General features: G+C 56.1%; 13 protein-coding genes. 11 read left to right on the top strand and 2 right to left on the bottom strand.

From position 1 onward, the window contains the following. Positions 1 to 33: 33 nt before the first annotated feature. The 11 genes from mobC to AADJ11_RS08455 all read left to right on the top strand — a co-directional run bounded on the left by mobC (position 34) and on the right by AADJ11_RS08455 (position 12,133). A complete protein-coding gene (mobC, locus tag AADJ11_RS08505; protein WP_341234090.1) occupies positions 34 to 462 on the top strand; it encodes a plasmid mobilization relaxosome protein MobC in 429 nt (142 codons plus the stop codon). After that, the gene (locus tag AADJ11_RS08500; protein ID WP_341234089.1) at positions 456 to 1,979 is read left to right on the top strand and encodes a relaxase/mobilization nuclease domain-containing protein; all 1,524 of its coding nucleotides are present in this window, start codon (positions 456 to 458) and stop codon (positions 1,977 to 1,979) included. The genes mobC and AADJ11_RS08500 overlap by 7 nt, the downstream gene beginning before the upstream one ends. A 51-nt stretch (positions 1,980 to 2,030) precedes the next feature. After that, the gene (locus tag AADJ11_RS08495; RefSeq protein ID WP_085631393.1) at positions 2,031 to 2,360 is read left to right on the top strand and encodes a type II toxin-antitoxin system RelE/ParE family toxin; all 330 of its coding nucleotides are present in this window, start codon (positions 2,031 to 2,033) and stop codon (positions 2,358 to 2,360) included. Between the two features lies 1 nt (position 2,361). Further along, the gene (locus AADJ11_RS08490; RefSeq protein ID WP_341234088.1) at positions 2,362 to 2,691 is read left to right on the top strand and encodes a transcriptional regulator; all 330 of its coding nucleotides are present in this window, start codon (positions 2,362 to 2,364) and stop codon (positions 2,689 to 2,691) included. 140 nt (positions 2,692 to 2,831) lie between these two features. Beyond that, entirely contained in the window at positions 2,832 to 5,582 is a 2,751-nt protein-coding gene (locus AADJ11_RS08485) for a DNA methyltransferase (RefSeq protein WP_341234087.1), read from the top strand. Beyond that, the gene (locus AADJ11_RS08480) at positions 5,579 to 6,886 is read left to right on the top strand and encodes a PD-(D/E)XK nuclease family protein (RefSeq protein ID WP_341234086.1); all 1,308 of its coding nucleotides are present in this window, start codon (positions 5,579 to 5,581) and stop codon (positions 6,884 to 6,886) included. The genes AADJ11_RS08485 and AADJ11_RS08480 overlap by 4 nt, the downstream gene beginning before the upstream one ends. Next, positions 6,883 to 8,931, top strand: a complete 2,049-nt coding sequence (locus tag AADJ11_RS08475) for a DEAD/DEAH box helicase family protein (RefSeq protein ID WP_341234085.1) — start codon at positions 6,883 to 6,885, stop codon at positions 8,929 to 8,931. The genes AADJ11_RS08480 and AADJ11_RS08475 overlap by 4 nt, the downstream gene beginning before the upstream one ends. After that, positions 8,924 to 10,120, top strand: a complete 1,197-nt coding sequence (locus AADJ11_RS08470; protein ID WP_341234084.1) for a GIY-YIG nuclease family protein — start codon at positions 8,924 to 8,926, stop codon at positions 10,118 to 10,120. The genes AADJ11_RS08475 and AADJ11_RS08470 overlap by 8 nt, the downstream gene beginning before the upstream one ends. A gap of 116 nt (positions 10,121 to 10,236) precedes the next feature. Further along, positions 10,237 to 10,635 carry a hypothetical protein gene (locus AADJ11_RS08465; protein WP_341234083.1) on the top strand — a complete coding sequence of 133 codons (399 nt, stop codon included), beginning with the start codon at positions 10,237 to 10,239 and terminating at the stop codon, positions 10,633 to 10,635. Positions 10,636 to 10,645: 10 nt separating this feature from the next. Beyond that, positions 10,646 to 11,638, top strand: coding sequence for a caspase family protein (locus tag AADJ11_RS08460; protein ID WP_341234082.1), 993 nt, complete (start codon positions 10,646 to 10,648; stop codon positions 11,636 to 11,638). Between the two features lie 9 nt (positions 11,639 to 11,647). Next, positions 11,648 to 12,133: a toll/interleukin-1 receptor domain-containing protein gene (locus tag AADJ11_RS08455; RefSeq protein WP_341234081.1), complete on the top strand. Its 486-nt coding sequence runs from the start codon at positions 11,648 to 11,650 to the stop codon at positions 12,131 to 12,133. Positions 12,134 to 12,285: 152 nt separating this feature from the next. On the opposite strand, the gene AADJ11_RS08450 is transcribed toward AADJ11_RS08455, so the two are convergent. After that, complete coding sequence (locus AADJ11_RS08450) at positions 12,286 to 12,570, bottom strand: hypothetical protein (protein WP_341234080.1); 285 nt, start codon at positions 12,568 to 12,570, stop codon at positions 12,286 to 12,288. 14 nt (positions 12,571 to 12,584) lie between these two features. Next, positions 12,585 to 12,977: a helix-turn-helix transcriptional regulator gene (locus AADJ11_RS08445; RefSeq protein ID WP_341234481.1), complete on the bottom strand. Its 393-nt coding sequence runs from the start codon at positions 12,975 to 12,977 to the stop codon at positions 12,585 to 12,587. Between the last annotated feature and the right edge of the window lie 7 nt (positions 12,978 to 12,984).

The raw sequence follows: 12,984 nt of genomic DNA, 5'->3' as shown, positions 1-12,984 counted from the left end.
GATCCGACCGAAGAGCAAACAGCAAGGCGACCCATGTCATACGCTGGCGCTGCTGACACGGGACCTTGCGAGGGGCGGCACGCCTCCCCTTCGAACCCCTCCGGCGCGGGCAAAGCCCCCGCCAAAGAGCCGCTGAACGAGACCTTCGTCTTCCGCTGCACCGCGTCCGAGAAGGCCCAGCTGCGCGCCAAGGCCGAGGCCGCTGGTTTGCCTGCTTCGACGCTTCTGCGTGAGGCATTGGGCCTCACTGAAGCCCGTCGCCGCAAGCCCATCCCCCGCATCGATCCGGCGCTTGTGCTGGCCGTTGGGCGCATCGGCGGGAATCTCAACCAGATCGCCCGCTGGCTGAACCACGCCTTGAAGGTCGGACGCACAGACCTCGACACCCTGACCGTTGCGCGCCGCCTTGTCGTGATCGAACGCCAGCTCGCTGCTCTCCTTGATGAGGCGCGGCGGTGCTGATCAAATTCTTCCCCAACGGCAAAGGCGCAGGCGCGGGGCCGGTCGGCTACCTCGTGGCCGAGCGCGTGCTGGCCTATGACGGCAATCGCGACCTGATCCGCGATGCCGAGGGCCAGCCTATAACCGTCACCCGGGACCCACTGCCCGAGGTCCTGCGCGGCAACCCCGACCGCACCGAGGCCCTGATCGACGCCAGCCGCCACCAATGGACCTACCGCGCGGGCGTGATCAGCTTTGCCGCCGAGGATGCCCCGACCGAGGAGCAGCAGGCCGAAGTCATGGATCAGTTCGAGCGTCTGGCCTTCGCGGGGCTGGACCCCGAGCAATATGAGGTGCTCTGGGTCCGGCATACCCACGAAGGCCGCGTCGAGCTTCACTTCTGCACGCCTCGCTTGGAGCTGACCTCGGGTCGCAGCCTAAACATTGCACCGCCCGGCTATGAGAAGGCCTTCGACAGCCTGCGCGACGTGATGAACCAGCGCCACGGCTGGGCCGATCCGATGGAGTTGGAGCGCACCCAAGAGGTCCGCGACACCATCGAGACCCCAACCCGCGCGCAGGGGCGCGAAGAGTTACATGCGTGGATTCTGGATCAGGTCAGCGTCGGTCTGATCACCGACCGTGGCAGCATGCTCGACGCCCTCACAGACGCGGGCTTCGACATTCCCCGTGCGGGAAAAGCCTACCTGACCGCCCAAGACCCCGACACCGGCGAACGCTGGCGTTTGAAAGGAGAGATTTTCCATGAAGACTGGCAAGCCGACCCGGCTGAGCGAGAAGCTGAACGCGGAACTGGACACGATACGGCAGGACTACGCCGTCTCGATGGCATCCCAGCTCGAGAGCTTCAGGACCGATTTGAACAGCATTGCGACCAACGCGCAGCTTACAATCGAGAGCGATATCCGCACCTTTCTGCGGCAGAACAAGAGCTGGCTGACGATCTCGCCCTGGCTGATCACGGGGACGCTCTTGCTGGGGATCGTCTCGATGATGGGCGCGAGCTTGCTTTGGACGATGTTGCTGGCCAACTCGGAGATGACGGACTTGGGCCTGACGCGGATCGACAGGGAGGACGGGACATGGCTGGTGCTGGACCCGACGATAACGCGCCTGAGGACCTGCACGCTGGGCGGCAGATCAGTGACCTGCATCAAGATCGAGGAGCAGTAGATGACGACACCCCTGACAGCCTTGGAACGCGACTTGCTCGCCTGCGTCGAGCGGTTGGTGACGGCCTGCGAGGTCTCAGCAAAGGAATTGAGCGGGTTAGAGGCACGCTCGACGACCAGGATGCAGAGCCAGATGGATGGTTTGGCCGCCTGCGTGTCAGTGCTCATTCAATCGCAAACGGCGTCCGTGGCTGCGTTGCACGGCTTGTTGAGCGAGGGCTCGAACTACGGGAAGCTGCGCACGCAACTCGAGACCAGCTTGAAATTAGTGAAAGCCGCCGAAGAGAGGTTGAGACAGAGTTAGCGGAGCGGGAGGTCGAGATGGACCGAGGGATGACGCATTGAGGTGGCAAATTTGATTGACATATGGTAACGTATATGTCACCAATGGTCGCAATGAATAAGCTTGTTGTCTATGTCACTGAGGCGGGGAAAACACCGTTCGACGATTGGTTCAATGGTCTGGATACGGCGGCAGCATTGAAGGTGCGCACGGCGCTTGCACGGATCGAGACCGGCAACCTTGGCGACGTTAAGCCGGTTGGGCAAGGCGTGTCAGAGCGGCGCATCACTTTCGGCCCCGGCTACCGCGTCTATTTTGGCAAGGACGGCGATACGCTTGTGATCCTGCTTTGTGGTGGAACCAAGAAGCGCCAATCAAAGGATATAGAGCAGGCCAAAGCATATTGGGACGACTACAAGGCCCGCAAAGAGAAAGGCGACTGACATGCCACTGACTAAAGACTTCAAAGACACGATCAAAGCACGCGCTGAGCGTGATCCTGAGTTTCGGGCGGGTCTGTTCCGCGAAGCCGTTGAGGCGATGCTCAGCGATGATCTGGAAACCGGCAAGGTGCTGCTGCGCGACTACGTGAACGCCACAGTTGGCTTCGAGGCCTTGGCGCAAGACATGGACAAGGACCCAAAGAGCCTGATGCGTATGCTCAGCGCCAAGGGCAACCCGCGCGCAGACAATCTGCTGGCGATGGTCGCCCGCCTGAAGCAGCGCGAGGGCGTGTCGTTTTCAATCACCCGGAACGACAGACTGCACGCATAGCGTTTTGGACCTGGCGCACCGTAGGCCTGCATGCGCAAATGGGGGGCCTAGCGCACGACATGCGCGTTTTCTAATGCAGCGATTGTAACTGACTGTTACTATTTCAAAAAATAAGAATTTGATTGAGTGGGGGAGCAGGCATGAACGCCGTAGAAATCGAAGAGGCCATTTCAGCATTGGCCGGGCAGCCCTTTGATGCCGCCGAATTCCCCTATGCCTTCCTGCTCGCCTTCGGCAACAAAGAGACCACGCTCAAACGCCTTCGCTCCGGCACCTCGAACAAATCCGACCTGGAAGGCGTTCTGCAAACGAACAACATCCACCTGAAGTCCTGCGCAGCGGGCACCGTGTCTGAGACTCTGGCGGCGCTTAAATCCAGCCCTGCCACCTCCAAAGCAAAGGCGAAATTCATCCTCGCCACAGATGGCCAGACGCTAGAGGCCGAGGACCTGACCAGCGGCGAGACCATCGCCTGCGACTTCAAAGATTTTCCCGATCACTTCGGCTTTTTTCTGCCCCTTGCAGGCATCTCGACCGTCAAGCAAATCCGCGAAAGCTCGTTTGACATCAAGGCCACGGGCCGCCTGAACCGCCTTTATGTCGAATTGTTAAAAACCAACCCCGATTGGGGCACGGCTGAGCGCCGCCATGACATGAACCACTTCATGGCGCGGCTGATCTTCCTGTTCTTTGCCGAAGACACGTCGATCCTGAATGGCGAGGATCTCTTCACCGCCACCGTCACCCAGATGTCGGACAAGGACAGCGCGAACACGCATGAGGTGATCTCGGAACTCTTCCGCGCGATGAACACCAAGATCGAGGATCGCGCCACCGCAAACCTCCCCCGTTGGGCCGACACCTTTCCCTATGTGAACGGCGGGCTGTTTTCGGGCAGCACCGAGGCCCCTAAATTCTCCAAGATCGCGCGCAGCTACCTGCTGCACATCGGCTCGCTCGACTGGACCAAGATCAACCCTGATATCTTCGGCTCCATGATCCAAGCCGTGGCGGATGATGAAGAACGCGGTGCACTGGGGATGCACTACACCTCTGTGCCCAACATCCTGAAGGTGCTGAACCCGCTTTTCCTTGATGACCTGAACGCCCAGCTTGAGGCGTCGGGGGACAACAAGCGCAAACTCGACAACCTGCGCAAACGCATCTCGAAAATCCGCGTCTTTGATCCGGCCTGCGGATCGGGCAACTTCCTTGTCATCGCCTATAAGGAAATGCGCGCCATTGAGGCCAAGATCAACGCTTTTACCGGCGAACCCGATCGGCGCACGGAAATCCCGCTCACTAACTTTCGCGGGATCGAGTTGCGCGATTTCCCGGCTGAGATCGCCCGTCTTGCGCTGATCATCGCGGAATACCAGTGCGACGTGACCTATCGCGGACACAAGGACGCGCTGGCGGCGTTTTTGCCGCTCGACGCAGAGAACTGGATCACCCAAGGCAACGCCTTGCGGTTGGACTGGCTCAGCATCTGTCCGCCCACGTCAAAGGCCGTGAAGTTCCGCGCGGATGACCTGTTCATGTCCCCGCTGGAACAGGCGCAAATGGATTTCAAGAACGAGGGCGGCGAGACCTATATCTGCGGCAACCCGCCCTATCTTGGCTCCACATGGCAGAGCAAGGAACAGAAAGAAGACCTGAAGGCGATCTTTGACGGTCGGGTGAAAAGCTGGAAGTCGCTGGATTATGTGGCGGGCTGGTTCATGAAGGCGGCTGACTTTGGACAGCACACCGAATGCACCGCCGCTTTCGTGTCCACCAATTCGATCTGTCAGGGGCAACAGGTGCCGATCCTCTGGCCCGCGATCTTTGCCACGGGACATCATATCGCCTTTGCCCATACATCCTTCAAATGGGCCAACCTTGCCAGTCATAACGCGGGCGTCACCGTGGCGATCATTGCCGTGTCGAACATGACGAACCAGACGCGCAGGCTTTATAGTCTGAACGCCGAGGGCGAGGCGGTGATGAAAGAGGTGGAGAACATCAATGCTTACTTGGTGGCTGCGCCAGATTTGACGGTTCAGAAGGCGAGTAAACCGTTAAATGGCTGCGATGAGATGACTTTCGGCAGTAAGCCAGTCGATGGCGGGAACCTCCTGCTATCTGCGACCGAGGTTCACGATTTGAAATTGTCAGCGTCACAAAAGTCGCATTTTATTCGTCCTCTGTTGGGGTCGGACGAGTTTATTGGTGGCAAGCAACGCTTCTGCATTTGGGTGAAAGACCAAGACGTTCAGGATGCCATGGCGATCCCGGCACTGGCCAATCGCTTTGATGCAGTGCAAAAAATGCGTTCTTCGAGTACCAAGGTTGCCACGCAACGAGGCGCGGAGTGGCCTTATAGGTTCGACGAGAAACGCCAAACGGGTGACGAAACGGTTGTCGCTGTTGCGGCGATAAGCTCTGAAAATCGTGACTATCTACCGTGTGGCTTACTCCCCAAGGGTACGATTATCTCAAACAAACTATTCGCCCTTTACGACGCCCCACTCTGGAACATGGCGCTGATTGCCTCGCGCTTGCACTGGGTCTGGATCGGCACGGTCTGCGTCCGGATGCGAACCGATTTCAGCTATTCCAACACCCTCGGCTGGAATACCTTTCCCGTCCCCAGGCTGACCGAGAAAAACAAAGAGGACCTGACGGCTTGCGCCGAGGATATCCTGCTGGCCCGCGAGGCGCATTTCCCCGCCACCATCGCCGACCTTTATAAACCCGACGCCATGCCCGAAAACCTCCGCGCCGCCCACGACCGCAACGACGAAGTCCTAGAACGCATATACATAGGCCGCCGCTTCCGCAACGACATTGTTAAGGAGGCGGCGACCACCGAGATCTACACCAAGATGACAACGAAGGTGAGCGCGTGACAGAAGTTGCTGAAATACCGACGCTGGACGATCTGGAAAGCCTGTTCGTCAATAATGCTGACCTCGATGCGATCCGAAGCCACCTGAGCCGTTTCAATCCGATCAAGACCATGGGAATGGAACGGATGGAAATCCGACACTCCGCCATTCTCGGCTGGTTGCTAAGCCCGCAAGAGACGCACGGGCTTGGGGATACTTTCCTAAAGGCATTTCTTTCGCAGGCGCTGCGGGGGCATGACAGCATGTTGCGCCCAACGGCTTTGGAGGTGTCTCAGGCCGATTTGATGGATGCAGAGGTACGCAGGGAGTGGCGGCACATCGACCTGTTGGTTCTGAGCCCACGCAACGGCTGGGTCTTCATCATCGAGAATAAGTTCGACAGCGGCCAACACAGCAACCAGTTGAAGCGGTATATGGATATCGTGAACACATCTCTGATGGGTGGAGAAAGCTACACCGCCCTTCGCGGCGTTTTCCTTACATTGTGGGACGAAGACCCTGCGGATGAAAGATATGCGCCGATCGAATACGCAACGATCTGCGAGTTGTTGGATCAAATCGCCTTGTCGGGGAGGATACCCTTGTCGCCTGAGGTGGAAACTTTCCTGCGGCACTATTTGGACGTGATTTTGGAGGCCACAGGCATGAGCGATACACAAGCAGCGATGGAAAAATTGGCTCGGCAGCTCTATCGCGATCACCGCCGGGTTCTGGATTTTGTCGTAGAACATGGAAAAAGCACCGACTTTATCATCGCATGTGAAGCCATTTTTGGTGAAGAGCCGGAATATGGCGATGTAATCGACATCGGAAAACAGAGTTTCGTCTTCAATCATTCAGATGCAAATGCTTTCAGCTTTTTGCCCAAGAGCTGGTTCGATGCTCTGGGTGAAGATGAGTTCTACTGGCACGGCTGCGAGAACTGGTGGGCAGGGTTTCCCTTGATCATGTGGGTACAACTGACGGGCGATGGAGATGGTGGCGGCGGGCAGGTGCGGCTCTATGCGGAAGTCGGCCCGCTCAGCGATCATGACTTCCGGGGCGAGTTGATCAAAGCGATCAAAGAAACCGCGAGCGAAAATGGGTTGAAACGGATCGGGTTCCAACGGGGCGCGGCGGACGAAGGGAAGAAGTACTCCAAATTTTTTAAAAAGAACTTCTTCCCCGTAGATGACGTGCATGATCACGATCAAATCGCGAATGCGATTAAGAAAGCTCTCAAGTCCTTCCAGCCTGAGATCGAAGCTGTTGCAGTCGTTCTGCCTAGCTTTGCAAGCCACGGAAGCGAGGAGAGTTCAAAATGACCAAAAATGTCCCTTCCGTTTCGGTCACCTACGCCCAGAACGGCGGTTCGACCAAATCGAACGAGCTTGGCATGCGGGCTATGCAGGAGCGTGCCTTTGAAAAGCGGGGCGAGCAGTATCTTCTGATCAAGTCACCACCCGCATCGGGGAAATCGCGGGCGCTGATGTTCATCGCGCTCGATAAGCTGCGCAATCAGGGCCTGAGACAGGCGATCGTAGTGGTGCCGGAGAAGTCGATCGGGTCAAGTTTCAACGACGAACCGCTGAGCAAGTTCGGCTTTTGGGCCGATTGGCACGTTGAGCCGCAATGGAACCTGTGTAATGCCCCCGGCGGGGATGATGGCAAGGTTGGCGCAGTCGGGCGGTTTCTGGAAAGCGACGATCAGGTGCTGGTCTGCACTCACGCGACCTTCCGCTTCGCCGTAGACAAGTTTGGGATTGAGGCCTTTGACGATCGGGTGATTGCAGTGGATGAATTCCACCACGTCTCAGCCAATCCGGACAACAAGCTCGGCGCGCATCTGGGCACGTTCATTGCGCGCGACAAGGTTCATCTGGTCGCGATGACGGGGTCCTATTTCCGGGGCGACGCCGAAGCCGTCTTGTCCCCCGAGGATGAATCCCGGTTTGAGACGGTCACCTACACCTACTACGAGCAGCTCAACGGATATGAGCATCTGAAGACGCTCGATATCGGCTATTTCTTTTACACAGGGTCCTATGCTGACAGCATTCTGGAGGTTCTGGACCCGAATGAGAAAACCATCCTCCACATCCCGAACGTGAATTCGCGCGAAAGCACCAAGGACAAACACAAAGAGGTCGAGCACATAATCGACAGCTTGGGTGAGTGGAAAGGCCTCGACCCTGAGACGGGTTTCCAGTTGGTCGAGACGCCAGAGGGCCGGGTGTTGCGCATTGCCGATCTGGTCGATGATGAGGCGGCGAAGCGTGACAAGGTGGCCAGCGCCCTGAAGGATCCGGCGCATAAGAACGACCGCGACCACGTGGATATCATCATCGCACTCGGGATGGCGAAAGAAGGGTTTGACTGGATCTGGTGTGAGCATGCCTTGACCGTTGGATATCGTGCGAGCTTGACCGAGATCGTGCAAATCATCGGCCGCGCTACCCGCGATGCGAAGGGCAAGACGAAGGCGCGCTTCACTAACCTGATCGCGGAGCCCGATGCCGGTGAGGAGGCCGTAACAGAGGCTGTCAACGATACACTCAAGGCCATCGCGGCAAGCCTGCTGATGGAGCAAGTTCTAGCACCGCGTTTCAACTTCACGCCCAAGACGCCGACGAGCGGCCCTGTCGAAGGGTTTGACTATGGTGAAGGCGGCTATGATCCGAACAAGGAGAACGTCGGGTTTGATGCAGCCACAGGACAAATCCAGATGGAGATCAGAGGCCTTGCTGAGCCGAAAAGCGAATTCGCACGCCGAATTTGTGACGAAGACCTGAACGAGGTGATCACCGCCTTTGTTCAGGACAAAACGACCATTGAGCGCGGGCTCTTTGACGAAGAGATTGTTCCCGAGGAGCTTACGCAGGTTCGCATGGGCAAAATCGTCGGGGCGAAGTTTCCCGAGCTCGATGCAGAGGATCAAGAGGCCGTGCGCCAGCATGCGGTCGCCGCCTTGAACCTGACTCAAAAGGCCAAGGAGGTGGCGCTTTCCGATCCTGATGATGCGCAGGCGAGCGGCAACACGGCGTTGATTGACGGTGTGCGAAAATTTGCGATGGACGTGCGTGAGCTCGACATCGACCTGATCGACCGGATCAATCCGTTCGGCGAAGCATATTCGATCCTCGCCAAGACCATGAGCGAGGAAAGTCTGAAGCAGGTGCAGGCGGTGATCTCAGCGAAGAAGGTGCAGCTCTCTCCTGAAGAGGCGCGTGATCTGGCGCGCCGCGCTGCAAAGTTCAAGCAAGAGCGAGGGCGCTTGCCAGACATCACTTCGCCGGACGCCTGGGAAAAGAAGATGGCCGAAGGCGTGGCTTACCTTGTGCGCATGAAGCAGGAGGCCGCCAATGGCTAAAGAATTCACTCAAGAAGACGATGAACTTCTGGCTGAGCTTGGCGTCGAGGTCGAAACCAGGAAAGCCGTCACGCGCACACCACGCGAAGAGCGCATCATTGCAGGTTTTGAAGAGATTCAGCGCTTCGCCGAGGAACATGGTTCCGCGCCACAGCACGGTGAAGAGCGTGATATCTTCGAACGCCTTTACGCCGTTCGACTAGATCGCATTCGTGAGCTTCAGGAATGCCGCGAGCTGGTCGAACCTTTGGACGAGACGGGGCTTTTGACCGGCGCAGCCAAAGTGCCCTTGGCTGACGCGGAAGAGCTCGACGATGATGCTCTTTTGGCCGAGTTGGGGATCGAGGTTGAAGCCCCCCCGATCACGGAGCTGAAGCACGTTCGATCGACCGCGGAGAAGAAGGCCGCTGAAGAAGTTGCGAGCCGTGACAGATGCGAGGACTTCGATTCCTTCAAACCGCTCTTTGAGCAGGTACAGAAGGAGCTGGATAGCGGCCTACGTGACACGCGACCTTTCGAGATGAAGGCTGAGATCGAGAAGGGGCGCTTTTTTATTGTCGGAGGACAGAAAGCCTACGTTGCGGATAAGGGCGAGACGACAATCACCGACCAGGGGCGCACAGACGCCCGCCTACGAGTGATCTTTGATAACGGCACCGAGAGCAACATGCTCATGCGATCGCTTCAGCGTGCCTTGAACAAGGACGAGGCAGGGAGACGGATAACCGAGCCGACCGCCGGTCCTTTGTTCTCTGATCAGACGATCGACGGGGATGAGGCAAGCGGCACGATCTATGTGCTACGCAGCAAGGCCGATCATCCGCTTGTAGCGGAAAATCGAGAGCTGGTGCATAAGATCGGCGTGACCAACATGAGCGTGGAAAAGCGCATCGCGGGTGCTCACCTTCAGCCGACATTCTTGATGGCCAATGTCGAGATCGTGGCAACCTACGAACTCTACAACATTAACCGAACGAAGTTGGAAAACCTGATCCATCGCATCTTTGAGCCTGCACGGCTTGAGATCGAGATCATGGATCGTTTCGGGCGGCCGGTTGTGCCGCGCGAGTGGTTTCTCGTGCCCTTGTTTGCGATCAAGGAGGCCGTCGAGCGGATCAAGGACGGGACGATTTCCAGCTACGTCTACGACCCCACAGCGGCGAAGCTAAAGCGGCGTAGTGAGCAGTAGAGCAAGGCAGCCAAAGAGCCCTGTGAATTCAAAGTGTTCTATGTGTATGGAATTATCCCCTTAGGTTGAATGGATGGCTTATTTTGTGGTAGCTTGCTCACAAGACCCCATAATTTGTGGAGAAAATCGACATGGCGCGCGTTTTTATTAGTTTTGCAATAGAAGACAGAGTGCTTCGAGATTTTCTCGTTGGCCAGAAGAAGAACTCAAGGAACTTCATTGAATTCACAGATTATTCTGTGAAGGAACCATGGTCTTCCCAATGGAAGACGAACTGTCGTGCGCGCATCAAAGGGTGTGCCGGTATGATAGGAATCATCACCAAGAACACGCCCAAGGCAGATGGACAACTTTGGGAGCTGAAGTGTGCCATAGATGAAGGTGTGCCCTTGATGTTGATCCACGGTCATGGCGACGCTTCAAAGCGCCTTACTACATTGCCCGCGCCCATCACAGGTAGGAGAATATATAATTGGACGGAAGCTAACATCGTTTCTTTCTTGGATAGGCTGTAGGAGGCGACCAGTGAAGAAAGCTCTTGTTGTCGGAATCGATGACTATGATCCGCCAAACGAACTGACCGGCTGTGTAAACGATGCTATCGAGCTCGCTGCCTTGCTGGAAACCAACGGCGATGGCTCTCCGAATTTTGATGTTCGGAGGATGATAAGTAGCGAAGGGACGATCACGAGCAAGAATCTACATGAGGCAATTTCTGACCTTTTCAGTGGTGAAGCTGAAACAGCTCTTCTTTATTTTGCTGGTCATGGAATTTTGAATGATGAGACCAACAACGGTTTCTTAGTCACCCAGGATGGGTCTAATCCTAATTGGGGGGTGAGCCTCAGCGGCATTTTGCAGCAAGCGAACGAAGCCCACCCGAAGATCAAATCAACTGTTATTCTGCTTGATAGCTGTCAATCTGGCTTTGCGGGGGAAGTACCGGGACTAGGAAAAAGCAATGTGTCGGTGATTGGGAATGGGGTGACAATACTGACTGCATGCCACAAGGATGGATTTGCGGCGGAAGCCAACGGTCATGGCAAATTTACTGATATTATGCTTGATGGTCTTAGTGGAGCGGCCAGTGACATACTTGGTCGAGTGACGCCCGCATCGCTTTATGCTCATGTTGACCAAACCTTGGGAGCTTGGGAGCAGCGCCCGATCTATAAGGCCAACGTTCAAAGCTTCGTTTTCCTCAGGGAAGTCAGCCCGAAGGTACCAAAAGAGGTCCTGCGGCGACTTCCAAAATATTTCCCAACAGATGCCCATGTTTTTGCGCTTGACCCATCGTTTGAGCCTGATCGTGGCGAGGAAGCGGAGAAGCTGAAGGATATTCCTGTGAAGCCAGACAACGAACGAATATATCGGGAGCTTCAGCAATGTAATCGGCATGGTCTAGTTGTGCCAACGGAGCATGAGCACATGTGGCACTCGGCTGTTTTTTCGGGGGGATGTAAGTTGACGGCGACGGGCGCACACTTCCGTCGATTGGCAGAGAAGAAAAAGATTTAGGAACTTCTAATGGCCAAGGTTTTCGTTTCACACAAAAATACAGACTCATTACTTGCAGAAAGAGTCGCGCGCCGAGTAAGAGCCAACGGCCTAGAGACATATTTGGACACAGTTGACGATGCTTTGCTCAAGGATGGCCCGGATCTCGCAGACCATCTTCTTCGCCGGATGAACGAGTGCCAGCAGTTGATCGCTGTTGTCTCAAGTACCACCAAAGACTCGTGGTGGGTGCCATGGGAAATTGGCGTAGGTTCGGAAAAGGGGTTTCGTATGGCAAGTTTTTCAGAGACCTATGTGATCTTGCCCAGCTACCTTGAGAAGTGGCCTGCACTGCATACGGATCAGCACATTGATCTTTATTGCCAATATTCGAAGCAAACAGAAACGGTTATGAACCGTCGAATGCGGGAGGCGTTGACCGAAGATCGACGTGTCCAAGTCCGGAAGTCGGAGGCTTTGGACTTCCACAAACAGCTTCGCGCGGCCTTACGATAGCATTGCCACGCCTTGCCGTGCATAAATCAAAATTTGTGCACGCTTTTAACTACCCAAAGATATCAGTTGCTTGGCGCGTGCAAAATTTGCGTGCAGAGATGATAGGCCGAATTCGATCTTCCCTGCAGGTGTTTCTAAAGGTCTGCAGCTCGCTAGTTGTCGAAAATGTTTAGCTCTCTGTGCCGATGCTTCATCAAAATCCGCAGGAATTTCTGTGCGATTAGGATGGCCATCGGACCGAGTACGACCAGCGCGAGGTAAAGGGACCGCGCGATGTTCCAGTCGGGCTGACCTGATGTCGCAATCATTCCAGTGCCGCCGACCAAAAGCGAAATCGCGCCCGCTACGCCGATCTGGCGGGCGAAGGTGAACACTTCTTGATCGCAAGGGTCCAAGTCCGACTTTGAGGACTTCAGTGGTTGATATGTATCGGTCATAACGGTTCTCCTGCTCAAAGCGTGTCAAAGTAATGGCTGGCAACCTGTGCCGGTGTTTCGCCGGTTTGCGCAGATTGCGCGGCGACAAAGCCGATGATTTTGCCGAGCTTGGCTATAGGCAAGTTTGTTCCCCGCCGGTCAGCCTCGGATAAGACAGCGATGGCGCTGGCCTCAGCCAGTTCGGGATCGTCGCTCTTATGGACCTTGCCGCGCCCGGTCAGCAGCCATTCAAGGGTAACGCCGAACCCTTCGCTAATCTTGACCGCTGCTAGGGCTGGAAGCTCACGCTTCTCTTGCTCGTAATACTTGTAAGTCCGATCGGACACATCGATTGCAGCAGCCATGACAGGCTGGGTCAGATCGTTATTCTTGCGAATTTCTCGAAGGCGAAGGCCTATTCCAGACAAGTTTGTT

The organism is uncultured Sulfitobacter sp. (genome assembly GCF_964021855.1).
Taxonomy (GTDB): Bacteria; Pseudomonadota; Alphaproteobacteria; order Rhodobacterales; family Rhodobacteraceae; genus Sulfitobacter.
The sequence above is the reverse complement of the archived record's forward strand: the minus strand, read 5'-3'. Positions and strand labels throughout refer to the sequence as shown.